Consider the following 25223-nt stretch of genomic DNA (forward strand, 5'->3'; position numbering starts at 1 on the left):
TCCATGACTTTGAAACGCAGGGATGCACCATGAGCTCATCCGTCTCCCCCCCCACACAGCAGACGCCCCCCCATCAGGACGCCATCGATGCCCTGATCACTCAACTGAACATCGGCCCCGACTTGAGAGACGTGGCGGCCGTGTTGCTGCGCCAATCTTTGCAAAAATTGTATCCGGCGCTGGATTTCGACCCAAGCATTCTCATGGTCGGCACGCCCTCATGGGAAATCTTCGATGATGAAATCGTGCCCGGCCCCACCCACTATCAAGCGCTGACTGAAATCCTCGCCAATCAGATGGTGCTCGCAGTGCCGGCCCTGTACATCGAGGGTGAGCACTTCCTGACCCAACAGCCGATTTCCGAACCGGTCATTCATTTGCCGGTGCGGATCGACGAAATTGCCAACATGATCAATTTGCTCGCTCCTGTGATGCTCAAGGCCTTTCAGGAGCAGCAACTGGAGTACTGGAACAACGCCGAAGGCAGTTCCGGTCCGCGCTGGCACGAGCTTTCGAACACACTGCGGAGTTTTTGGAATGTCGATCAAGTCACCGGGTGGAACGAAGATGACTGCAGCATGGCACGCACCTTGTTCCGCACACCGGACCTGACAACCCTTGAAGTCGTGGATCCGTATAAAAGCAAAGCGTATCTGGTTGCTATTGACCTGGTAGACGGTGAGAACACAGTACATCTGGACGAGATGTCGATCGCCGTTCTGGTCGGTACCCATCAGAAGAAAACCGCCGTCCTGACCCACTCGTTGCTCAAGGGGTATGAAAAATTCGACTCCCTGGAACAGTTTGGCGCAACGCTGCCCGCCCACGTAAATGTGGCACCAGGTCAGGAAATCCAGTGGCAGTTAGTGGAGGTCAGCGGAAACTATTTCGACCATCTGGCTTGCATGCTGGTATCTATCCAGATTGCCATTATCGGTGCTCTTGATTTCTCCCCCCTCAGACACACTCGCCCGCACAAACCTCGCCTCGCCCCTGATGTGGATGTTAACGAAGCCAAAACAGCAGGTCCGAAGCTTGATTGGTACAAGGACGCTCTCCCTGACTGGCTCAGCTCCGCTTCCCTCCCGGATTTAAACAACTACTCCCGGCACTTGAAGGATCTGGCAGTGTTGCACAGCCAGAATGAAGGCAAGACTTACCTGGAAGACATCCTGCCCATCGAGCAGTACGCCCTCGACGTGCTGACCGCCCAAATGAAAAGCGACCATCCAGACGAACCGCAGCCGGATCTGGCCACGATTGAAATTCGCGTCCGGAATCTTGTCATTTGGGGAACATTCGTCGTCCCCGGTAAAGTCGAGACTTCCACATTCAGCGTGGTTGATCTGGCGCTGCAGAACCTCATCGCCCTCCCCCTCGGAGACAAGTCCATTCTCTCCACCAACGGCAAGCCGCTACCTGAGTGGATGACCGTAGAGTATGTGGAAGGACTCGTCAGCAAAGCGAATATCGGTAGCACCTACCCGGCCCTGATCAAGGAAAAACTGCTTGATGACCCGAAAGAATCGACGCGCCGACAAGCCTTGTACGCCCAGCACCTGAAGATCCAGTTACCGTTGCTGGCCTTGCAATGCAAGATTCGCGAGGAAGCCGGCATCGACGCACGCGGGTACCGTTATGTCGCTGCCGTGATGGAGTCCGAAATCACTGATCGTGTGGTCGAAGGTCAGACCATCGTGATGCGTCCTCTGGCCTTTGTCCCGAAGCGTCGAACAGGTGGCGCCGAAGACGAAGTCGCCAACATGTTCGTGATTGGCCCCCAGGACACGACGGCCGGCCCATGCCTGCTGTATCGGCCAATGCTGGATCAACCATTGACCCAATACCCTTCTCTATTCAACTTGTTTTACGCCATTCAGCAATCCGTCAGCCTGCGCGAATCGGTGCTGGCGTGGCTGCCGGACGACAGTCGCAGCGACTATACCAATTACGTTTTCCCAGGTTCTCTGCCATCACCCTGGGCTGTTGTCGAGTTTCTGGCGGATCCCATCAAACTCGTGGCAATGACCGGGCCGATAGCCCTGGGAGGAAAGGCCATGGAGGGCGATCTGTGCGCGGCCCTGTTCAAGGCAAACGCAAATGCCCTGGTTGAGCTCGCCGATCGTCAATCGGTATCAAACACCGAAAGCCGGTGGGCCAGTTTCAAGCGGGCCGGCTGGATGTTGTTCAACGCAGTCCTGCCCTTTTTGGGGCGAACCATCGGTATGGGGGCCTGGATCTGGCAGATCATGGACCAGCTTCAAGAACTGCATGACGCGAAAGAACAAAACGACAATCAGGCGCAATGGGCAGCCCTCGCTGATCTATTGCTCAATCTCGGGATGGCGATCACGTTGCATATCGCCACTCAGGACACTTCAGGCAAACACCAGGCGAAGAACGAGCCAGCAGTTAAACCCACCTTAACCAAGGCACCGGTGGTAGAAAAAACCAGTGTTAAACAACTGACCAGTAGCGCCTCCCATGAGACACCCAGCCCTCAGCAAACCCTGAACATCAATGGAGCGGTAAATCGAACGCCCATTACATTGGCTAAGGTTCTGGACCGCTTCAAAATTACCCGACCTGCAAGTATCGGTACTGCTCATGCCGAGGCAGACGTCCATCGGCATCTCTACAGTGCCAACAAGAAATGGTATGCCCCCGTGGGGGAGAACTGGTACGAGGTCTCGGCGGATGAAGACGGTAACGTTACGATCATTGACTCCACACAACCCACACGCTCAGGCCCGGCCCTGATCAACAATACGAAGGGTGAATGGTTTATCGATCCCCGTCTGCGTCTGCGAGGCGGAGGGGTGAAAAGCCATTCCAGGACAGCTCAGGCTCAAGCCACCACAAAAGCTCAGGATCTGCGTACAAAACTGGCTGCATTCGAAAGCGGCAAAGCAGCCGCGCAAAAAGAGCTGCAACAGGCCCGCCAAGCAATGATCGATGCCGATACCGAGACCGCTCAAGCCAAGCGTCTGCTCTACCTGCAGAAGCTGGAATCCCAGCAAGAGGACTACGCAACAGCGCTGAAAAATCTCAAGACTTTACATGTCTTTTCACCAACGGCGGACTATCAACAGAAGTCGCTGAGCTACCTGAACGCTCAGCTCGAACTCATTCATGCCGGCATTCGAGAAAGGCTCACCACCTTCACCCCCAAAATGCGAACTGTCCTGGATCACATCAATCGTCAGGCCGAAAACCCACAAGAGCGTCATATCGAAGACGCGAGGCAAATGTGTGTGATGTCCCAAGACATGATTGCGCGCCTGGACAACATCCAGTCGCGGGTCCGGGAACTCAAGGGTTTTGGAAAAGAAGGGCTACACTTGAGCCAGCAGACCCTCCAGCATCTACCCGTATATAAAGCCGATGATCTCAAGGCGCTGCAGGTGACACTGGCGCGCAATCTATGCCTGCCCAAAACTACGCTGGCCACGATGGCCGACGCCTGGTCCACCCTGGACAACATCGTCGATAAGGCCGACATGGCCGTTCAAGTCTTGCGAGAAACATTGGATGAACGCAGTGTGGCCCGCCTCGACGAACGAATCGACACCCTCAACAACCTGATTGAACAATTCAACATCATTGACGAACGCCTGCAGGATTTCCAGACGATGTATTCCAAGGATGTCCTTGAAGAGCCGCTGAAAAGCCTGCGCCACCAGCTCGATGAGTTCAAAGGCCGCGCCGCGCGCAATCTGGTGCTGGTAATCGAAGAAAGAGATGCGATACGCGCTCTACCCTCCGCGCCTCTGTTTAAGCCAAGGCCAAAGAAGGTATTTATCAAGACGCGGTATCACGGCGTTCTCATCGGGCAACCACGTCTCACCGCGCAGGGTTTGGAGACTGACCTGGTGGATATCACCTCCCCACTCACCGCAAAGGTCATCGCAACGTTCCACCGCAAAAACTCGGACACCTGGGTTGAGCACGTGGAAATCGCGGCGGCCAGCAACGCCATTGCGGATCTGCAACCCAGCATCAGTGAAGGCCAGGCCTTGCTTGACGAGCTGCCAGCGTTCAAGACGCGCATGACCGAATTACTGAAACAGCCAGGGCGTTCACCTGGCGGTGTGGAGTTCCTGTTTCACCAGCACGCGACTCAACTGGAACGGGCCAGCAAAAAAATCGAGCAAGCGCTGACCGACAGCAATGCCACCGAGAGCAATGGCACCGAGAACAGCAGCGCAAGTTCGGCCGCCCAAGTGAATAAATCACTCACCGACGCCGCACAGGATCTCTATCAACAAGCCACCAGCAACATGCTGAAGTTGACCAAACAGCAAGCACCCACCGTGGCGGGCATTGAATGGTTAAAAAACAAGCAAGAAATAAGCATCACCAAAACCGTCGATCGACGGCGCCTTAAAGGTGGCAAGATCCAGTATCTGGACGAATACACCATCAGTGACAAGAAAAGCCGCGAGATCCTCTGGTATGCGCATTTTCTGTATTCCACTTCGTGGGTGCCTGCCAAAGCCTTTCTCTACGCACGTTTGAAAACCCCAAAAGAGCAAAGCCTGGGTATGAGCGCCGACACCCCTGAAGGGCTCAACAGCTCACAACGTCTGGCCTATTACCGCAGCATGATTGGTCTGGAGCAGGCCACGCAGTTGTTTTTCAATGCGGGTACAGAAAACAAAAGTTGTGAAGTCTGCTGACATCCAGCGCCCTTCCGTCGTATACGCTCAAAACTCCGCAGGAGCCGACTTGCCGGAGATCAAGTCAACGCAGTGTACTAGTTACACTGCGTTATCGAACTTCGCCAGCAAGCCGACTCCTGGAATCGCCCATCCCGCCAGAACGGCTGGCTTTAAGTTTTTATCGGAGAAATACAGAATTCTCCGTTCTTTAGCTCGGAGACCGGTGCTCCATCTCGCACCTTAATATGAAATTTCCCGGTGACCGGGGACGCATCAAAACAGACCGTTAGTGCTCCGCTTTTCGGATCATATGCTTGAGAGTCATGGATGCAGCGAACCAACGCATAGGGGTGTGGTAAAACAATTTCCTTCCCGAGATCGACCTCGTGAATTCTTATGAAGACTCCCTCTTTTACATGGTTTCCATCTAGATGACCAAAGAATATAAAAAATGCACCATTAGTCCAATTTAAAGATTGCGCCGGATAGATTTTACTCACGCCATCCACTTCTACCGTAGCCTCTCCAACTTCTTTTGGCGCATGCGCGGATTTATTGCTCAGCCATTTTTTAATATCCTTCATCTTCATTTCGTTCACCTTTTAAAATTAATGAACAACCTGATATGTAACGATCGAAAACCTAGCTCACAGTTAACGCAGGGTCAAATTTAAAGCCGCCAATAAACTATCATTTAACAACTTTAAAAAAATCCGACGAAATACTAATTCCACCCATCTAAACTGATATTAATGACAGTGGGCAAACTCGCTAAATATCTATAAATTTAAATGGCGAGCAGCCACATCTTGAATACTGTGCTATTTCAACCCGGCACAAAACTTGCCTTTCGTTGCGTATATTCAGTAACCGGATGCTTACATGCTCCACTCCCACCTCACCACCCTCAACGCCGTCTCCCTGATCCTCAGCACCTTCAAGGCCGAGGGCCTGTCGAGCGAAGCGCTGCTGGCCGGCAGTGGCATCAGTGCGGCAGACCTCAGCCGGGCCGACACGCGCATCACGACCAATCAGGAGATGCAGGTCTGCGCCAACGCCGTTGCCCTCAAACGCGACATCGGCCTGGAGCTGGGGCGGCGCATGCACGTTTCGTCCTACGGCATGCTCGGTTACGCATTGCTCACCAGTGCCACCTTCGGTGACGCATTACGTTTGGCGATGCGTTATCCGGCACTCCTGGGAACACTGTTCGAACTGAGTCTGGAAGACGACGGCGAGCGCGTCTGGTTCGTCGCCGCCGATTACCGGGAGAACCCGGCGCTGGCGGTGTTCAATGCCGAGTTCTGCCTGGTCTCGCTGAAAGTCATCTGCGACGACTTGCTCGGTCACCCGCTGCCGCTGCTGGCCGCACGCTTTGAACATGCCGCACCCGATTATGAATCGACTTACGCCGAGCACTTTGATTGCCCGCTGCACTTCGGTGCGCGGGACAACGCCTTTGCCTTCGACCAGCAGTGGCTAGACCAACCCTTGCCACTGGCGGATGTCATCACCCACCAGGCCATGGCTGAACGCTGCCGCAAGCAGAACACCGAGTTCACCGGGCGCCAGGCGTGGCTGGGGCGGATTCGCCAGCTGCTCAGGGCGCAATTGAATGCGGCACCGGGGCTTGAAGGCCTGGCCGAACAGATGAACTGTTCCGCGCGAACCTTGCGCCGGCACCTCAAGGACCTGGGCTGCAGTTATCAGGAGTTGCTCGACGAACTGCGTTTCGAACAGGCCAAGCAAATGCTTTGCGAGGATCAACTGCCGATCTACCGGATTGCCGAGGCGTTGGGCTTCAGCGAAACCGCGAGTTTCCGTCATGCGTTTGTGCGCTGGAGTGGTGTGGCGCCCAGCCAGTTCCGCCCGCACTGATCTTCATGTGGGAGCGAGCCCGCTCGCGAAGGCGTCGATGGTTCCGCCATAAATGCGACTGATACGCCGCTTTCGCGAGCAGGCTCGCTCCCACAGGTTGTGCATTCCATGCCCGGTTCGGGTGTTCAGCCGTGCCAACAAGGGGCGAATTTCGGTCAAATGTTTTGGCCACATTAATCCCCTTTTGGCCTTTCCTGCCGTTCTCCAAAACCGTCTGCGCCGCAAGACTGTGTTCAACCGAATCAGCCTGCGGAGAACAAGAAATGCTGACGATCTACTCGGACGATCACCACCTGCACCACGGCCGTTGTGAATTGATCGACGGGCAACTCAAGCCCTGCTTCGAGATGCCTTCACGTGCCGACCATGTATTGGCACGGGTGCAAAACCAGAACCTCGGTCCGGTAGAAGGACCGAAGGATTTTGGCCTCGAACCCATCGCGCGCATCCACAGCCGCGACTACCTCGACTTCTTCAAAGGCGCCTGGGCCCGTTGGACCGAGTTCAACACCGACGGCGACTTGCTGCCCTACACCTGGCCGGCCCGTACCTTGCGCCGTATCAAGCCCACCAGCCTGCACGGCGAACTCGGTTACTACAGCTTCGACGGCGGCGCCCCCATCACCGCCGGCACCTGGCAAGCCGCGTACAGCGCGGCGCAAGTGGCGCTCACCGCTCAAGCGCAAATCCAGCGCGGCGCCCACAGCGCCTTCGCCCTGTGCCGTCCACCGGGACACCACGCCGCCGGCGATTTGATGGGGGGTTATTGCTACCTCAACAACGCCGCCATCGCCGCTCAGGCGTTCCTCGATCAGGGCCACAAAAAGGTCGCGATCCTCGATGTCGACTACCACCACGGCAACGGCACCCAGTCGATTTTCTACGAGCGCAGTGACGTCTTGTTCACCTCGATCCACGGCCACCCGGAAGCCGAGTTCCCATTCTTCCTCGGCTATGAAGATGAGTTGGGCGAAGGTCCCGGCGAGGGTTTCAACTTCAACTACCCGCTGGCCGCAGGTTCGGGCTGGGACATCTGGAGCGCGGCGCTGGAGCAGGCCTGCAAAGAGATCGAAAACTACGGTGCCGACATCATCGTCGTGTCCCTGGGCGTCGACACCTTCAAGGATGATCCGATCTCGCAATTCAAGCTCGATAGCCCGGATTACCTGGCCATGGGCAAGCGCATTGCCGGTCTTGGCAAACCAACGCTGTTCGTGATGGAAGGTGGCTACGCCGTTGAGGAAATCGGCATCAATGCCGTGAACGTTCTCGAAGGTTTTGAAAGCGCCCAGGGGAAATAACAACAATGAACAGACTCAAGCGTTTTATCGCGCCAGCGTTATGCGCCACGGTACTCAGCGGCGCTGTGCATGCCCAAGAGCGAACGTTGCGCGTCTACAACTGGTTCGACTACATCACGCCCAAGGCCCTGGAAGACTTCAAGGCGCAGAACACCCAGACCAAACTGGTCTACGACATTTTCGACACCAACGAGGCCCTTGAAGCCAAATTGCTGACTGGCAACTCCGGCTACGACGTGGTGGTGCCATCCAACGTGTTCCTCGCCAAGCAAATTGAAGCCGGTGTGTTCCAACCGCTGGACCGCAGCAAGTTGCCGAACTGGAACCACCTCGATCCCAAGCTGATGAAACTGATCGAGGCCAATGACCCTGGCAACCAATTCGCCGTGCCTTACATGTACGGGACCATCCTGATCGGCTTCAATCCGGACAAGGTCAAGGCAGCGCTGGGTGCCGATGCTCCGGTGGACAGTTGGGACCTGATCTTCAAGGAAGAGAACATCAGCAAGCTCAAGCAGTGCGGCGTCGCCCTGCTCGATTCGCCATCGGAGATCCTGCCCCTGGCCCTGCAACACCTGGGCCTGGACCCCAACAGCAAAAAACCTGCGGACTACGACAAGGCAGAAGCGCTGTTGATGAAAATCCGTCCGTACGTCACCTACTTCCATTCCTCCAAATACATGGCCGACATCGCCAACGGCGACATTTGCGTCGCAGTCGGTTATTCCGGCAGCTTCTCCCAGGCCGCCAATCGCGCCAAGGAAGCCAAGAACGGCGTGATTGTCGACATGCGCCTGCCCAAGGAAGGCGCGCCGATCTGGTTCGACATGCTGGCCATTCCGAAAGGTGCGAAAAACACAGAGGACGCCTACACCTTCATCAACTATTTGCTGCAACCTCAGGTGATCGCCCCAGTCAGCGACTTTGTCGGCTACCCGAACCCGAACAAGGACGCCACAGAACTGGTCGACCCGGCAATCCGCAATAACCCGAACCTGTACCCGACCGAAACGGCGATGAGCACGCTCTACACCCTGCAACCGCTGCCGCGCGATGCCGAGCGTGCGCGGACCCGGGCCTGGACCAAGATCAAGTCCGGGACTTGATAACAAGCACTGTTGCACTGACGACCATGACCTGTGGGAGCGAGCCCGCTCGCGAAAGGGTCGGTACATCCGCCAAATCTGCTGTGGTTGGAATACCGTCTTCGCGAGCAGGCTCGCTCCCACAGGAGTTACGCTTTAGTGACCCCACGCCGAACGCAACCGCACCAATGCCGCCTGAATGTCAGCGTCCGGCACAGCGGCGAACCCCAACACCAGACCGGCACGCTCATCTGCTGGCCGGGTCGAATCCGGTAGCCAATAGCTGCTCAACGCATTGATCTCAACCCCCACCGTCTCGGCTAGCGCCACCAACTCACGTTCGCGAGCCACGCTCTCGACCGGAACTGTCAAATGCAGCCCGGCTGCCACACTCGGCAGACTGCCCAAGCCGGGGATATCTTTTGGCCAATCCGCCAGAAGGGTGTTGCGACGACTCAGAGCAGCCCGCCGCATCCGCCGGATGTGTCGCTGAAAATGCCCTGCCGCCATGAACTCGGCCATCACCGCTTGAGTGCTGACTTCCGAGTGCCGGACGTCCACCGCGCGGCGTTGCGAAAACGCATCCACCAGTGGCGGCGGCAGCACCAGATAACCCAGGCGCAACGCTGGAAAAGCAACCTTGCCGAAGGTCCCGACGTACAAAACCCGCCCCTGACGATCGAGTGCCGCCAACGGCGCCAATGGCGCGCCGCTGTAGCGATACTCGCCATCGTAGTCGTCCTCGACGATCCAACCTTGGGTGCGCTCGGCCCAGGCGAGCAATTCAAGGCGGCGCGCCAGGCTCATGACCACACCGGTCGGGTACTGGTGCGAAGGTGTGACATAGACCAGACGACAGTCATTGAGCGCTGACAATTCGGCGCAATCGATGCCCTCGCTGTCCACCGACACGCCGTGCAGGTGCGCCCCGGCCACCGCGAAGGCATGACCGGCAGCCCGATACCCCGGATTTTCAATGGCCACCCCATCGCCGGGCTCCACCAGCAACTGTGCACAAAGGCTGATTCCCTGTTGCGCGCCACTGGTGATCACAATTTGCTCAGCTGTGCACTGCATGCCGCGGGAACTGCGCAAATAAGCCGCGATCATGCCCCGCAACCGCGCATCGCCGGCCGGGTCGCCATAACACAGCTGTTGTAAATCCGGTTTGCGCCAGAAAGCCGCGTTCAGCTTGGCCCACACCTCAAAAGGAAACAGATCGAATGCCGGAACACCCACCCTGAAAGCACGAGGCGGACCGCTCGGTGGCACAGGTAAATGGTTCTTTTCAACACGTCGTAAAGCACCGCTGTGGATAACTTTGCTGGATGAAACTACAGGTAAATCCTGCCATTTTGTGGATAAGGCTGTGGGTAAGCCTGTTGACAACCCTGTGGATACTTTTGTGGATAGTTTTTTCCCAGGCATCGCGCTTTGCGGCAACTGCGCGACATAAGTCCCGTCACCGACCCGCCCCTCGATAAAGCCTTCTGCATACAGCTGATCGTAGGCGCGCACCACGCTGTTGCGCGAAATCGACAGTGCCGCGGCCAGATCCCGGCTGGCCGGCAAACGCGTGCCGCTGGCCAGTCGTCCGTCGAGCACGCGTAAACGCAATGCCTGATAGAGCTGACGGCTCAGGCCCTGGCGGCGATCGAGTTCGATGCCGGCCGGGTTGAACGACAGGGACAGCGGCTCGCTATTCATGTTAATGGACCTATGAAATTGGTCATTAATGGCTCTTACAACAGACCAATAGCGTGCCTAGGATGCAGGCATTCGCCAAGGAAAACTTCACCATGTATACGCCCCGCGCTTTTGCCATCGATGAGTTGTCCCAACTGCACGAACTGATCCTGGCCACCCGCCTCGCCATATTGGTAACCAACGGCGAACACGGTTTGCAGGCCAGTCATGTACCCGTGCTACTCCATCGTGAACAGGGCCCGAACGGCACGCTGTACGGGCATCTGGCCAAGGCCAATCCGCAGTGGAAAGACCTGCGCGACAGCGCCGAAGCCCTGCTGATTTTTTCCGGTGCCGATGCCTACGTCAGCCCGGGCTTTTATCCGAGCAAGGCCGAGCACGGCAAAGTCGTCCCGACCTGGAACTACGTCGCCGTACACGCCTATGGCCGCGCCGAAACATTCAGCGATGGCGGACGGCTGCTCGACCTCGTCAGCACCCTGACCGATCGCCATGAGAGCAGCCGTGCCCAGCCCTGGAAAGTCGCCGATGCGCCCGCCGATTACATCGACGGCATGCTCAAGGCCATCGTCGGTTTCGCCGTGCCGATCGAACGCCTGGAGGGCAAGCGCAAGCTCAGTCAGAACCGTAGCACCGCAGACATCGCCGGTGTGCGCGAAGGGTTGGCCGCCAGCCCTGACGTGCACGATCAGGCCCTCGCCCACTTGATGCGTTAAGGAATGAACATGAGTCAGATCGAGATTCGCCCGGTCAGCGCCGACGACCACGGCGCCTGGCTGCCGCTGTGGCAAGCCTACCTGCGCTTCTACAACACCGAACTGCCCGAAGCCGTCACCCAAAGCACCTGGCAGCGCCTGCTCGACCCGAGCGAACCGACCCACGCCGCCCTCGCCTGGGCTGACGGCAAAGCGGTGGGCATGGTGCATTTCATCTACCATCGTTCGAACTGGAGCATCGAAGATTCCTGCTACCTGCAAGACCTGCTGGTAGAACCGCAAACCCGTGGCACCGGCGTCGGTCGCCTGCTGATCGAACACGTCTACGCTACCGCCAAGGCCGACGGTTGCTGCAAAGTGCATTGGCTGACTCACGAAACCAACGCCACAGCGATCCAGCTCTACGAGCGCATCGCCGAACGCCCCGGTTTCATTCAGTTTCGTAAAGCCATCTGAGGCTCAAGGAGAACAACATGTCGACTTCACTCGCCGATTGGAAAGGCGTTCCGGCACCTTCGGTGCAAACGATCGAAGGACGCTTTATCCGCCTGGAAAAACTCGACCCGGCGCGCCACGGCGACGATTTGTTCAAAGCCCTGCAAGGCCCCGGGGCCGACCCCAAGCTCTGGGACTACTTGCCGTACGGCCCGTTCCCGGAACGCAGCGCCTTCAATGACTGGCTGAACAACCACGCCGCCAACAGCGACCCGTATTTCTTCAGCGTGATCGACCGCGCCAGCGGCGAGGTGCAAGGCATCCTCAGCCTGATGTCCATCGTCCCGGCCCAGGGCCGCATCGAAATCGGCCACGTCACCTTCGGCGCCCCGATGCAGCGCTCGCCGAAAAGCACCGAGGCAGTGTATCTGCTTGCCAAGGAGTCCTTCGCCCTCGGCTACCGTCGCCTGGAATGGAAGTGCAACAACGGCAACGCCCGCTCCAAATACGCGGCTGAGCGTCTGGGCTTCACTTTCGAAGGCGTGTTCCGCCAGCACATGGTGGTCAAGGGTCAGAACCGGGATACGGCGTGGTATTCGATTCTGGACTCGGAATGGCCGGCGATTGCCGCGGGGTTCGAGCAGTGGTTGAGTGATGAAAACCAAACGGGGTCGGGGCAACTGAAAACGCTGACTGAGTGCCGTGGATAATCTTCAGCGCCTGGATGTACGCCTTCGCGGGCGGCGTTCCGACTTGCCCGCGAAGCGCTTTTCAACACAGCCCGACATCAATCTGTAAAAACCATCCGCTATACAGGACGCCCCGCTTATAACGAAACGGACGTCCAAAATGCCCTTCTCGCCCCAGCGCCTGGCGCTCGTCATCGCTCTGTCGATCAGCACCGGCACCCTCGCGGCACCGTATAAAACCGTGCAGATCGATACCGCCACCACCACAGCGCAAACCCTGGGTGGCGCTGACACGTTGACGATTTCGGCGCCGGGCAGCATTACCAATGCCGGCAAAGCCGTCAGCCTCAAGGACGGTACTGCCGGCGCCGGGGTGGTGATTGATAACGCGGGGCAGATTGTTTCTACCGGTGGCCGGGCGATTGACAGCAGTGGCGACCTGACCCAGGCGCGCAACTACAGCATTTACAACCGCGCGGGCGGGCAGATTCTGGGGTTCAACGATGCGCTGCGCATCGACAGCAACTTCGTCAGCGGCAGTCTGTTGATCGATAACAGCGGCATCATCCGCTCCACCACCGGCCAGGGCCTGGACCTGGATGCACTGCGCAGTGCCGGGGTCACGACCACGATCATCAACCGCGCGGGCGGACTGATTCGCGGCGATGCCAGCGACGGCATGAAGACCGGTGCCAACGCGACCATCACCAACTACGGCGAGATCTCCACCGGCGATTCACACAATGCCGACGAGAAGTTCGACGGTGTCGATATCGACTCGGCAACTGGCGTGACAGTGACCAACTACGGCAACATTTCCGGTGGGCGTCACGGCATCACCACTGATCTGGGTGCGACCCTGACCAACTTTGGGCACATCACCGGGCGCAACGGCTCCGGTTTCGGCTCCGATGGCGATGGCACGGTGATCAACCACGGCATCATTACCGGCGCCTATTCAGGGTTGCAGCCAAATGGCGACGGCGATGGCGTAGACATCGACAAAATCGCCCATATCGAAAACTACGGCACCATTCAGGGCGTCGGTGCCGGTGGTGTGGACAAGGCTGGCTTCGCCAACGGCAGCGAAGGCATCGCACTCGGCGGCGGCTATATTCTCAACGCCAGCGGCGCGCTGATCAGCGGCGCCGACAGCGCGATTCTGGTGGATGACGGCAGCGGCGGCTCAGGGTTGGCGGCGACCACCCTGGAGAACTTCGGGACCATCCAGGGCCTCAATGGCTTCGGTGTGAAATTCGTCGGCGAGTTCGCCGACAGCGTGACCAACGGCGGCACCATCAGCGGTAGTAACGGCCTGGCGCTGGACCTCGGCGGCGGCAACGACAGTCTGACCCTGCGCAACGGCAGCCGTTTCATCGGCGCAGTGGATGGCGGCAGCGGTTACGACCGTGTGGTGATGGACGACGCGGCGGGCGGCAGCTTCGGCGGCAGTCGCCATTTCGAATGGCTGGAGGTCAAGCAAGGCGCCTGGACACTCACCGGCAGCGGCGACTTCAGCGACGGCGGCGCCGTGCGCAACGGCGCAACCCTGATCAACCACGGCAGCATTGCCGGCAGCCTGACGGTGGATGCCGGCGGTGTGTATGCCGGGGGTGGTTCGGTGGGCAATCTCGACGTCAATGGCACCTTGCGAACCGACACCGGTCTCGGCACGGCAACCATCGTGCACGACCTGAGCATGGGCCGCGCATCGACCCTCGCCTATGGCGTCAATGCTGACGGCAGCAGCGCCCCGGTGCAGGTCGGCGGCACAGCCAACCTCAATGGCGCGACCCTGGCGGTCAATCCCGGCAGCGGTACCTATCCGTGGCAAAGCCACTACACCGTGCTGCAAGCCGCACGCATCAACGGCACGTTCGGCACGGTCACCAGTGACTACGCATTCCTCACACCAACGCTCGCCTACACGCCAACCCAGGTCGATCTGACCTATACCCGCAACGACGTGACCTTCAATGAATTCGCCGTCACCGGCAACGGCAGCAACGCCGCCAACAGCCTGGCGTCACTGGGCAGGAACAACGCGTTGTATAACGCTTTGTTGAACACCACCAACGCTACGGCCGGCGCGGCGATTGAACAACTGAGCGGCGCCAGCAATGCCAATCTGACCAGTGCGACACTCGGCGCCAGCAGTCAGGTCGGCGCCAGCATGCTTTCGGCGATGCAGCAAATGGGCGGCAGCCCGGGCCTGATGGTCGGTCTGGATCAACGCGACACGCCGGTCCTCGCCGCCAATGGCGTACCGTTCGAAGCCCGCCATTTGAACGACCCGAATGCTCGCGGCCGTCTCTGGCTGCAGGCCATCGGCGGTTACGGCAAGCTGGACGGCGAACACGGCAACAACGGTCTGGAACAACGCACCAAAGGCAGCGTGCTGGGTGCGGATTGGTCGCTGAATCCACAGTGGCGCCTGGGTGTGCTTGGCGGCTATTCGAAGACCGATCTGGATGCCACGGGCGCCGACGGCAAAGTTGAGAGCTGGCATGCCGGTGTTTATGCGCAACATCAAAACGGCCCATTGGCCCTGCGCCTCGGCGCGGCGTACAGCGGCCATCAGGGCGAGAGCAAACGCACCATCGCATTCAATGGTTTCAGCGACCGCCCCAAAGGCGACTACGACGCCGACAGCCAGCAGGCTTTCGCTGAACTCGGCTACGCCATGGGCAGCGGCCGGCTCAGTGCCGAGCCGTTTGCCAGCCTCGGCTACCAGCGCTACCACCGTGACAGTTATCAGGAAAAAGGCGGCGCCGCCTCTCTGCACGTCGATGGACAAACCCAGGACAACTTCAGCACCACCTTCGGCCTGCGCCTGGCACACCTGAGCAGTCTGGATAACGGCATGAGCCTGACCCCGCGTATGACTGCGGGCTGGAAACACACCTACGGCGATGTCAGCAATTCAACCCGGCAGGCATTTGTGACGGGTGGCACGGCGTTCAGTGTCGATGGCGTTTCGCTGGATCGGGACAGCCTGGTGCTGGAGGCAGGGCTGGATGTGGGCATCTCGGCTCGTCATTCGCTGGGTATCGGGTACAGCGGGGAAATCGGCAACAACAGCCGCAATCACGGTTTGATCGGGCAGTGGCAAATGAGTTTCTGATCGCTGAATCAATGCAATACCTGTGGGAGCGAGCCTGCTCGCGAAGGCGGTAATACATTCAACATTTGTGCAGGCTGACACTACGCATTCGCGAGCAGGCTCGCTCCCACAATTAACCCGCGTTTCTTCAGTGCAAAAAAAAGGGGAGCACATGCCCCCCCGAGGTTTAAAGCGTTGTACCGAGGTTGTTAATTCAACCTTCGATCTCGATCAGGATTTCGCCAGGGTTGACCCGGTCGCCCTTGGCCACGTGAATGGCGGTGACTTTACCGGCGATGGCAGCCTGGACTTCGGTTTCCATCTTCATCGCTTCGGTGATCAGCACGGCCTGGCCTGCCTTGACGGTGTCGCCTTCCTTGACCAGCACATCGACGATGTTGCCCGGCATGGTGGTGCTGACGTGGCCCGGCGCAGTCGCTTGCTTGCGCTTGCTGCTGCCGCCGCTGACGAATTCGTTGAGCGGTTCGAACACCACTTCTTCCGGCATGCCATCGATGGACAGGTAGAAGTGACGCTTGCCTTCAGCCTTGACGCCGACACCGGTGATGTCGACGCGATAGGTTTCACCGTGAACGTCGATGACGAATTCGGTCGGCACGCCTTCACCGCCGGCCGAGGCAACACCGCCGGCCTCAGGAATCGGCAACAACACTTCCGGTGTCAGGGTGCCGGCGGCACGCTCTTCGAGGAACTTGCGGCCGATGTCCGGGAACATGGCAAAGGTCAGCACGTCTTCTTCAGACTTGGCCAGGGCACCGATATCGGCACGCAGCTTGGCCATTTCCGGCTTGAGCAGGTCGGCCGGGCGAACGTCGATCACCTCTTCGCTGCCAATGGCCTGGCGACGCAGTTTCTCGTTCACGGCGCCTGGCGCCTTGCCGTAGCCGCCTTGCAGATACAGCTTCACTTCGTTGGTGATGGTTTTGTAGCGCTCGCCGGCCAGCACGTTGAAGAACGCCTGGGTGCCGACAATCTGCGAGGTCGGGGTCACCAGCGGCGGGAAGCCGAGGTCTTCGCGAACACGCGGGATCTCTGCCAACACTTCGCTCATGCGATTAAGGGCGCCCTGCTCTTTGAGCTGGTTGGCCAGGTTGGAGATCATGCCGCCCGGGACCTGGTTGACCTGTACGCGGGTATCGACGGCGGTGAATTCGCTTTCGAACTGGTGGTACTTCTTGCGTACGGCGTAGAAATACAGGCCGATTTCCTGCAGCAGTTCCAGGTTCAGACCGGTGTCGTACTCACTGCCTTTAAGGGCGGCGACCATCGACTCGGTACCCGGGTGGCTGGTGCCGGAGGCGAAGCTGGAGATCGCGGTGTCGATGTGGTCGGCACCGTTTTCGATGGCCTTGAGCTGGCACATCGCGGCCAGGCCGGCCGTGTCATGGGAGTGGATGAACACAGGCAGCGACTGCTCGGCTTTCAACGCCCTGACCAGTTCGCCGGTGGCGTATGGGGTCAGCAAACCGGCCATGTCCTTGATCGCCACCGAGTCACACCCCATGGCTTCCATTTGCTTGGCTTGTGCCACGAACGCATCAATGGTGTGCACCGGGCTGGTGGTGTAGGCGATGGTGCCCTGGGCGTGCTTGCCCGCTGCTTTCACCGCTTCGATGGCCACACGCAGGTTACGCACATCGTTCATGGCGTCGAAGATGCGGAACACGTCGATGCCGTTGACCGCGGCCTTGGCCACGAAAGCCTTGACCACATCATCGCTGTAGTGGCGGTAACCCAGCAGGTTCTGGCCGCGCAAGAGCATTTGCAGACGGGTGTTAGGCAATGCCGCGCGCAGCTGACGCAGACGCTCCCACGGGTCTTCCTTCAGGAAGCGCACACAGGCGTCGAACGTGGCGCCGCCCCAGCATTCCAGCGACCAGTAGCCGACTTTGTCGAGCTTGTCGCAGATCGGCAGCATGTCTTCGGTGCGCATGCGGGTCGCGAGCAGCGATTGGTGGGCGTCGCGCAGGATGGTGTCGGTTACGTGAATCTTCTTGCTCATTGTTCTATTCCTCACAGGCCTGCGTGGGCGGCGATGGCGGCGGCGATGGCCAGGGCCAGCTCTTCGGGTTTGCGCTTGATCGAGTAGTTGGTCAGTTCAGGGTGGCTTTCAACGAAGCTGGTATTGAACTGGCCGCTACGGAATTCCGGATTGCGCAGGATTTCCTGATAGTAGGCGGCGGTGGTCTTGACCCCTTGCAGACGCATGTCGTCGAGGGCGCGCAAACCACGGTCCATAGCCTCTTCCCAGGTCAGCGCCCACACCACCAGTTTCAGGCACATGGAATCGTAGAACGGCGGAATGGTGTAACCGGTGTAGATCGCCGTATCGGTACGTACGCCGGGACCGCCGGGTGCGTAGTAACGAGTGATCTTGCCGAAGCTCGGCAGGAAGTTGTTTTTCGGGTCTTCGGCGTTGATCCGGAATTGCAGGGCGAAACCACGGTGGTGGATGTCTTCCTGTTTCACCGAAAGCGGCAGGCCGGAAGCAATGCGGATCTGCTCGCGGACAATGTCGATGCCGGTGATTTCTTCGGTGATGGTGTGTTCCACCTGCACCCGGGTGTTCATCTCCATGAAGTACACCTCGCCCTCGGCGAGCAAGAACTCCACGGTACCGGCGTTCTCATAACCCACGGCTTTGGCGGCACGTACCGACAGGTCGCCGATGTAGGCGCGCTGCTCAGGGGTCAGCTGCGGGCTCGGGGCAATCTCGATCAGCTTCTGGTTGCGGCGCTGGATCGAGCAGTCACGCTCGAACAGATGCACCACGTTGCCAAAGCTGTCGCCGAGGATCTGCGCTTCGATATGTTTCGGATTGACGATGCATTTTTCCAGGAACACTTCCGCAGAACCGAAGGCCTTGGTGGCTTCGGAGATGACCCGCGGGAAAGCCTGCTCGAGTTCTTCGCGGCTGTTGCAGCGACGGATACCGCGGCCACCACCACCGGACGTGGCCTTGAGCATCACCGGATAACCGATGCGATCGCCTTCGCTCAGGGCTTCTTCGATCCCCGAGACGTTGCCTTCGGTGCCCGGAGTGACCGGCACGCCAGCCTTGATCATGCTGCGGCGGGCTTCGGTCTTGTCGCCCATACGGCGAATGACTTCAGCCGATGGACCAATGAACTTGATACCGCGCTCGGCGCAGATGTCCGCCAATTCGGCGTTTTCCGAAAGGAAACCGTAGCCAGGATGCAACGCATCGCAACCGGTCTCCACGGCCAGGTTCACCAGCTTGCGCGGGTTCAGGTAACCCGCCAGGGGCTCGGCACCAATACTGTGGGCCTCGTCCGCACGCTTCACATGCAGGGCATGGCGGTCGGCGTCGGAATAGATCGCGACCGAGCGGATGCCCATTTCGGCGCAGGCACGCACGATTCGTACGGCAATCTCACCACGGTTGGCGATCAGGATCTTTGTTATCACTTGGAAATTCCCTTGAGCCGGTGGTACCCACGACCTGCTAGACCAGGTCGACGCGTGACCAAATGTTTCAATTTGATCGCAGGACCACACTAGCGCTCACAAGGGATTAACAAAAATGAATAATAATTGGGTCACGCATAAGTAAAGACTTATAGTTAGCTCATCAGCCTGCGGCGAGAAAATAAAAAAATGCGTAAGTCCTTGATGCGTATGACGTTGCGTCAATTGCAGATCTTCAACGAAGTCTGTGATCTAAGGTCCTATAGCCGCGCAGCCGACGAAATGTCGCTCACACAACCGGCCGTCAGCCTGCAGATTCGTCAACTCGAGGAGCTGATTGGTCAACCTTTGTTCGATTACGTCGGCAAAAAACTCTACATGACGGAAGCGGCTGAAGCACTGCAACGCGCCAGCCGGGACATTTTCGGGCGCCTGGAAAACCTCGACATGCAGCTCTCCGACATGCAGGGCTCATTGCAGGGGCAGCTGAAACTGGCGGTTGAATCCAGCGCCAAGTACTTCGTCCCCCACCTGTTTGCCGCGTTCAAGCGTCAGCATCCGGAAGTGAACCTGCAACTGACGGTGGTCAACCGCGGCCAAGTGATTCGACGCCTCTCCGATAACCGCGATGACCTGGTGATCATGTCCATGGTGCCGCAAGACATGGGGCTGGAGTTCCTGCCGTTCCTCAACAACCCGATCGTCGCTGTCGCGCCGCCCGATCATCCGCTGTGCCACATGGGGCCGTTGCGCCTGCAGGATCTTGAACCTTACACCCTGTTGCTGCGCGAACCCGGCTCCGGCACACGCCTTGCCTGCGAAGAGTATTTTAAGGAGAAGCGCGTGCACTTCAACCAGACCCAGGAAGTCTCGTCAGCCGAAGCCCAGCGTGAATGTGTGTTGGCAGGCCTGGGCGTGGCGCTGTTGACGCGCCACGCCCTGAACCTGGAACTGGCGACCGGCGGGTTGATTGAGTTGCCGGTCGAAGAATTGCCGCTGTACCGCAGCTGGTGCCTGGTGCAGGCCAAGGCCAAACGGCTGTCACCGGTGGCTCACGCATTCCTTGCGTTTGTGCGAAGTGAGCGGGTGCAGATCAGCGGCCTGGTTGAGCGTTTCGACGGGAAGCTGTCGAGGCCGCCTGCCAGTAATTGAGTTCGAACTCTTCCGGAAAATCGCCGATCTCGGCAAGAAGCTGACGGCGTTCGCAGCGATCTTCGATGGCGCGGCGAAATTCCATGCGGCGCTGATCTTCCTGCTGACGACGGGTTTTGACGGCGCTGTTGCGTTCTTCGTAGGGCTGGGCCATTTCGAGTCTCCCAAGGCGAGTACGGGAGCTTCAAGATAGGCGCGGGGGATGACGGTTTGGCGGCTTGGGCGTTACAGCCTGATGAAAGTTACCGCCGCTCCTGTGGCGAGGGAGCTTGCTCCCGTTCTGTTGCACAGCAGCCGCAGATCGTTGAATACCATCCAACAGAAACTGCGGAGAATGATTTTAGGGCCGCTTCGCGGCCCAGCGGGAGCAAGCTCCCTCGCCACAAGGTCGGCGCCCGACCTGAATCAGTCGTCCAGCGCTTTCACCGACTTTGGCGACAATCGCAAACTGCGCAGGCTGCGCTTGACGCTCTTGAGGTGGTTGACCAGGCTCGGCCCGCGCGCCATGGCCACGCCCATTGCCAGGACGTCGATCACCACCAGGTGAGCGATCCGCGAGGTCAGCGGCGTGTAGATTTCGGTGTCCTCATGCACGTCGATTGCCAGGTTGACGGTCGACAGCTCAGCCAACGGCGTCTGGCTTGGGCACAGGGTGATCAACGAAGCACCGCTTTCGCGCACAAGGTTGGCGGTGATCAGCAGGTCCTTGGAACGCCCGGACTGGGAAATGCAGATCGCCACATCGGTCGGTTTCAGGGTCACCGCCGACATCGCCTGCATGTGCGGGTCGGAATACGCTGCCGCTGTCAGCAGCAAACGGAAAAACTTGTGCTGCGCATCTGCCGCTACCGCACCCGAGGCGCCAAAGCCATAGAACTCCACGCGCTGGGCCTGGGACATCAGCGTCACCGCTCGCTGCAACTCCACCGGATCGAGCTTCTCGCGAACCTCCATCAGGGTATGCAGGGTGGTGTCGAAGATTTTCAGGCTGTAGTCGGCGACCGAGTCATCTTCATGGATCGCGAACTGCCCGAAACTCGCACCTGCCGCCAGGCTTTGGGCCAGTTTCAACTTCAGGTCCTGAAACCCGGAGCAACCGATGGCACGGCAAAAACGCACGATGGTCGGTTCGCTGATGCCGACGCTATGGGCCAGGTCGGCCATGGAACTGTGCATCACGGCCGCGGGGTCAAGCAGCACGTGATCGGCGACCTTGAGCTCCGACTTGCGTAACAGGTGGCGAGACTGGGCGATGTGTTGCAGCAGATTCAAAGGGCTGGACTCTTTGTTATTGGCAGGTGCCGGGGATGTAGCACGCTTGTAGTTATACTACATGAATCGGCATTTTGCCTGCTCAATGCGTAACCAGATCCCTCGATTTCAGGTACTCGCACCTCATGTAGCACTCCGTTTCGATGCTCAAGCACGTCATCGTTGCGCGAACTGGCCATGACAACGAATAAATATTCGCCGATCAAAGTACTACCCGTAGTTATTACATTGACATTCACAAAAACATACAGCCTTACAAACCAGAACCTCAAACCTCTCCAATTCTCCATTTCAGATAGATATATTAATCCGGCAGGAAGCCACCTTATTTAATTAAAGGGATTATTAAACATGAGTATTAAAACCAAAAACTGGACCGCACAAATCGACCGGATGCCGGGCAACCCGTCGTTCCGTGTCTATGCCACCGTAACCGTACCCCACAGCGGTGTCACACCCAAACTGGAATACATGAAGCTGCAGGACAAGTCATTCAATGTGCGGTTGGAACTGAAACTGGAAACATCCGATGAGCCATCCTTGCAAGTTGAAACCGACAAGTTTGTCGAATACAAAGTAATGGGTGACTCCAATGTCCCAAGCGTTAGCATTTTCTATAAAGGCGAGTTGCTGCACCGTATCGATAAAGTTCAGATAACCAACTAAGAAAAAGAGTAGCTTCAGGGCTTCCCGTCGCCCCTCGAACAGGGGCGGCGGGACATTCCCTTCACTCCATGCTTTGTTCGCGCAACAAGCCTGCCAGCCCATCCGCCTCTATCGGCCGACTGATGAGATAGCCTTGAACCTCATCGCAGTGCTCGCCATTGAGAAATTCAAGCTGCTCGCGCCGCTCCACGCCTTCAGCCACGACTTTCAACGACAAGCCATGGGCCATGGCAATGATCGCTCGGGTGATCGCTGCATCCTCTGTGCCCTCCCCCAGGCCCCGAATGAACGCTTGATCGATCTTCACGTAATCCACTGGAATCCGCTTGAGGTAGCTCAGGGATGAATAGCCAGTGCCAAAATCGTCGATCGCCAGCTTTACGCCCAGATCACGCAGCTGCTGGAAGGTCGCGATGATGTGCTCGACGCTGTCCAGCAACTGACTTTCAGTGAGTTCCAGCTCCAGGTAGTGCGGTGCCAGGCCGGTTTCTTCCAACACCTGCCGCACGAGACTGACCAGCTTGCCCTGCCGCAGTTGATGCACCGACAAATTGACGGAAACCCGAATCGGCTCAAGCCCCAGCCGCTGCCACTCGCAGGCTTGCCAGCAAGCCTGGCGCAGCACGAACTCGCCGATCGGACCAATCAAGCCGGTTTCTTCGGCCAAGCCGATGAAGTCTCCCGGCGGCACGCGCCCCATGGTCGGGTGATCCCAACGCACCAACGCCTCGGCGGCATTCAGTTTGCCCGTGGCGAGGCACAGTTTCGGCTGGTAAAAAACCTTCAACTGCTTCTCTTCAACCGCTTTACGCAGCTGGTTTTCCAGCTGCAAGCGCTCCAGCGTGCTGGCTTGCAAGCTGTCGGTGTAGAACTGGAAGTTGTTGCCACCCAAATGCTTGGCATGTTGCATGGCCATGTTCGATTGGCTGACCAACGCGGAAATTTCCCGGGCATTGTCCGGCAACAGACTGATGCCCATCGACGCGCTGACCACCAGTTCATGCCCTTCGACCGTCACCGGCAAACGCAACTTGTTCGCCAAACGTGTGGCCACCCGCGCCAGGCTCGACAGGTTGCCATAGGCGTTGAACAGCACCGCGAACTCATCGCCGGACAAACGCGCGATGGTGTCCGCCTCGGGCAGCGCATTGACCAGTCGCCGGGCCATTTTCTGCAACAACTGGTCGGCGACTTCATGACCCAGACTGTCGTTGAGTTGTTTGAAGCGGTCCAGGTTGATGTGTAGCAGCGCCAGGCTGCGATAGCCGCCCTGACGCACACGCTGATGCGCCTCGCTGAGCCGTTCGCGAAACATCGAACGGTTGGCCAGGCCGGTGAGTTCATCGTAATGGGTCAGGTAGCGCATCCGCTCTTCGGATTCTCGGCGAGCGGAGAGATCTGCGAAGAAGCCGACGATATGGCTAACCTTTCCCCGAGTATCGCGCACAGTATTCAACTGCAACCATTGCGGATACATCTCGCCATTCTTGCGGGTTTCCACCAGTTCGCCCTGCCAGCTGCCGTGCTGCTCCAGCGCCTGATGAATCGCTGCGTAATGACGGCGAGCGTCGCGGCTGCATGGCAACTCGACGACATTGCGCCCGAGCATGTCCTCGATCTCATAACCGGTTACACGACTGAAGGCCTGATTGACCGCGATCAGGGCGTAGCTGGGGTCGAAGATCATGATGCCTTCGCTGGCTGCCTCGAACACCGTCGCCGCCAATTGTTGCTGCTCTTCAAGTGCCTTGCTGACGCTGATGTCACGGCGAGTGCCCACCATGCGGATCACCCGGCCGTTTTCGGCCCGCTCGACCGCCCGCCCGCGATCCTCGATCCAGACCCAGTGACCGTCGCCGTGGCGCACGCGGTATTCGATCTGATAATCCTCGGTGCGACCCTTCAAATGCTCGACCAACGCCTTTTTCAGTGCCGGAAGATCCTCGGGATGCAGACGGGGCTTGAGGTGGCGCAACATCGCCGTCACGTATTCCGGCTCCAGGCCGAACAATTCCTGAATGTGCGTGTGATGGACTTCGTCGGTTTGCAGGTTCCAGTCCCACAGTCCCAGCTCACTGGCCTTCAATGCCAACGCCAGACGCGCTTCACTCTTGCTCAATGCCTGGTTGGCGGCGTCCAGTTCCAGGCTGCGCTGGGCCACGCGAGTTTCCAGATCGACCTGGATTTCACGCAATTCGTCTTCGGCACGCCGGCGTTGATCGATTTCCCTGGCCAGCTCTTTATTGAGTTGATCGCTGCAGTTTTGCGCCTGCTGCAGATGTTCGATCAGCGCCTGATTCTGGAACCGTCGCAACAGGCCGTTATCGATCAGCCGATTGACCTGCCAGGCAACCACGCTCAATGCACCGAGCAAAATCAGTCCAAACCAGCCCCACCCCTGCTCCTGCCCCCAAAACATGTAGGCGATGGCCGGCAATAAACAGGGCAAGGTGAACGACAGAAACGCCGGCAGGCTGACGGCGTAGGCAACACTGGCTGAAAGGGCGGCCGCGCCGATCAGACCGAAAACCCAGGCTTGCTGGATGAAATTGTCGGCGGGAACCAGGGCGATACCCGCGCCGGCCAGCGTCAGGCCGGTGAGCCCCGAACCCAGTAAAAACATGCGTCGCCAGATTGGATGGGCCTGGCGGTTGGGAATCGCCGAATCGAAGGCGGCCACCTGAATCACCCGCAACGCCACCAACGACAGCAACCACACCAGCCAGACCGAGACCAGGAAGTAGCGCTGCGGGCTCCAGAGCAAACCGGCGCAGACCAGACCATTAGTCAACATGAACAAAGTGGGCAGCAAAGAGCCCTGATACAGCAGACGCGTGCGTTCAACCGCCATTTCCATGGCGTATTGCTTTCGGATAACCCGGGGCTCCACAGAGGGGCCCGACAGATCGGAGCTGAGGGTCATAGGCAATGTTCTTGTTCTTATAATGATGAGCATGAGCCCGAAACATCGACGGAGCATACACAAGGCAGTGCCCGTACCAAACTGCTACAGATCAAAAAACAGACAAAAGCACCGACCGCCCGACTCGACCACGGAGCCGCCAGCGTAGAGCGGCCAACGCTTGCAGGCGATGACTGACCGGTCGT

The 25223-nt window shown here is 58.5% G+C and carries 17 protein-coding genes; 10 read left to right on the forward strand and 7 right to left on the reverse strand.

The window, feature by feature from the left end; translation table 11 throughout:
* Positions 1 to 29: 29 nt before the first annotated feature.
* Positions 30 to 4679 carry a hypothetical protein gene (locus ACW9HW_RS02295; protein ID WP_457398020.1) on the forward strand — a complete coding sequence of 1550 codons (4650 nt, stop codon included), beginning with the start codon at positions 30 to 32 and terminating at the stop codon, positions 4677 to 4679.
* A gap of 152 nt (positions 4680 to 4831) precedes the next feature.
* Here the strand turns inward: ACW9HW_RS02295 and ACW9HW_RS02300 are convergent, their stop codons facing one another.
* Positions 4832 to 5251: a hypothetical protein gene (locus ACW9HW_RS02300; RefSeq protein WP_457398023.1), complete on the reverse strand. Its 420-nt coding sequence runs from the start codon at positions 5249 to 5251 to the stop codon at positions 4832 to 4834.
* Positions 5252 to 5543: 292 nt separating this feature from the next.
* On the opposite strand from ACW9HW_RS02300, the gene ACW9HW_RS02305 reads away from it, so the two are divergent.
* From ACW9HW_RS02305 to ACW9HW_RS02315, 3 genes are all read left to right on the forward strand, one after another.
* The gene (locus tag ACW9HW_RS02305; protein WP_095194594.1) at positions 5544 to 6539 is read left to right on the forward strand and encodes an AraC family transcriptional regulator; all 996 of its coding nucleotides are present in this window, start codon (positions 5544 to 5546) and stop codon (positions 6537 to 6539) included.
* Positions 6540 to 6802: 263 nt separating this feature from the next.
* Positions 6803 to 7840 carry a histone deacetylase family protein gene (locus tag ACW9HW_RS02310; protein WP_457398025.1) on the forward strand — a complete coding sequence of 346 codons (1038 nt, stop codon included), beginning with the start codon at positions 6803 to 6805 and terminating at the stop codon, positions 7838 to 7840.
* Between the two features lie 5 nt (positions 7841 to 7845).
* On the forward strand, positions 7846 to 8946 hold the full coding sequence (locus ACW9HW_RS02315; protein WP_457398028.1) for a polyamine ABC transporter substrate-binding protein: 1101 nt from the start codon (positions 7846 to 7848) through the stop codon (positions 8944 to 8946).
* 135 nt (positions 8947 to 9081) lie between these two features.
* On the opposite strand, the gene pdxR is transcribed toward ACW9HW_RS02315, so the two are convergent.
* Positions 9082 to 10632 (reverse strand): MocR-like pyridoxine biosynthesis transcription factor PdxR, encoded by a 1551-nt coding sequence (pdxR, locus tag ACW9HW_RS02320; protein ID WP_095194590.1) that lies wholly within the window; start codon positions 10630 to 10632, stop codon positions 9082 to 9084.
* A gap of 92 nt (positions 10633 to 10724) precedes the next feature.
* Between pdxR and ACW9HW_RS02325 the strand changes: the two genes are divergently transcribed.
* From ACW9HW_RS02325 to ACW9HW_RS02340, 4 genes are all read left to right on the forward strand, one after another.
* Complete coding sequence (locus ACW9HW_RS02325) at positions 10725 to 11348, forward strand: FMN-binding negative transcriptional regulator (protein WP_457398032.1); 624 nt, start codon at positions 10725 to 10727, stop codon at positions 11346 to 11348.
* A 9-nt stretch (positions 11349 to 11357) separates the two neighbouring features.
* Entirely contained in the window at positions 11358 to 11804 is a 447-nt protein-coding gene (locus ACW9HW_RS02330) for an N-acetyltransferase family protein (RefSeq protein WP_457398035.1), read from the forward strand.
* Between the two features lie 17 nt (positions 11805 to 11821).
* A complete protein-coding gene (locus ACW9HW_RS02335; protein ID WP_095194588.1) occupies positions 11822 to 12493 on the forward strand; it encodes a GNAT family N-acetyltransferase in 672 nt (223 codons plus the stop codon).
* A gap of 139 nt (positions 12494 to 12632) precedes the next feature.
* Entirely contained in the window at positions 12633 to 15596 is a 2964-nt protein-coding gene (locus ACW9HW_RS02340) for an autotransporter outer membrane beta-barrel domain-containing protein (protein WP_457398038.1), read from the forward strand.
* Positions 15597 to 15789: 193 nt separating this feature from the next.
* Here ACW9HW_RS02340 and oadA read toward each other — a convergent pair whose 3' ends face one another.
* Entirely contained in the window at positions 15790 to 17598 is a 1809-nt protein-coding gene (gene oadA / locus ACW9HW_RS02345; protein WP_095194586.1) for a sodium-extruding oxaloacetate decarboxylase subunit alpha, read from the reverse strand.
* Positions 17599 to 17609: 11 nt separating this feature from the next.
* Positions 17610 to 19025 carry an acetyl-CoA carboxylase biotin carboxylase subunit gene (locus ACW9HW_RS02350; RefSeq protein ID WP_137806586.1) on the reverse strand — a complete coding sequence of 472 codons (1416 nt, stop codon included), beginning with the start codon at positions 19023 to 19025 and terminating at the stop codon, positions 17610 to 17612.
* A gap of 189 nt (positions 19026 to 19214) precedes the next feature.
* On the opposite strand from ACW9HW_RS02350, the gene ACW9HW_RS02355 reads away from it, so the two are divergent.
* The gene (locus tag ACW9HW_RS02355; protein WP_095194584.1) at positions 19215 to 20177 is read left to right on the forward strand and encodes a LysR family transcriptional regulator; all 963 of its coding nucleotides are present in this window, start codon (positions 19215 to 19217) and stop codon (positions 20175 to 20177) included.
* Here the strand turns inward: ACW9HW_RS02355 and ACW9HW_RS02360 are convergent.
* Positions 20119 to 20331, reverse strand: a complete 213-nt coding sequence (locus ACW9HW_RS02360; RefSeq protein ID WP_095194583.1) for a PA3496 family putative envelope integrity protein — start codon at positions 20329 to 20331, stop codon at positions 20119 to 20121. The genes ACW9HW_RS02355 and ACW9HW_RS02360 overlap by 59 nt on opposite strands.
* 251 nt (positions 20332 to 20582) lie before the next feature.
* Positions 20583 to 21449: a transcriptional regulator HexR gene (gene hexR, locus ACW9HW_RS02365; RefSeq protein WP_007927594.1), complete on the reverse strand. Its 867-nt coding sequence runs from the start codon at positions 21447 to 21449 to the stop codon at positions 20583 to 20585.
* A 351-nt stretch (positions 21450 to 21800) separates the two neighbouring features.
* Between hexR and ACW9HW_RS02370 the strand changes: the two genes are divergently transcribed.
* Entirely contained in the window at positions 21801 to 22115 is a 315-nt protein-coding gene (locus ACW9HW_RS02370) for a hypothetical protein (protein WP_457398044.1), read from the forward strand.
* 61 nt (positions 22116 to 22176) lie between these two features.
* On the opposite strand, the gene ACW9HW_RS02375 is transcribed toward ACW9HW_RS02370, so the two are convergent.
* On the reverse strand, positions 22177 to 25038 hold the full coding sequence (locus tag ACW9HW_RS02375; protein WP_457398047.1) for an EAL domain-containing protein: 2862 nt from the start codon (positions 25036 to 25038) through the stop codon (positions 22177 to 22179).
* Positions 25039 to 25223: the final 185 nt, after the last annotated feature.

Source organism: Pseudomonas sp. SDO5532_S415, assembly GCF_054071155.1.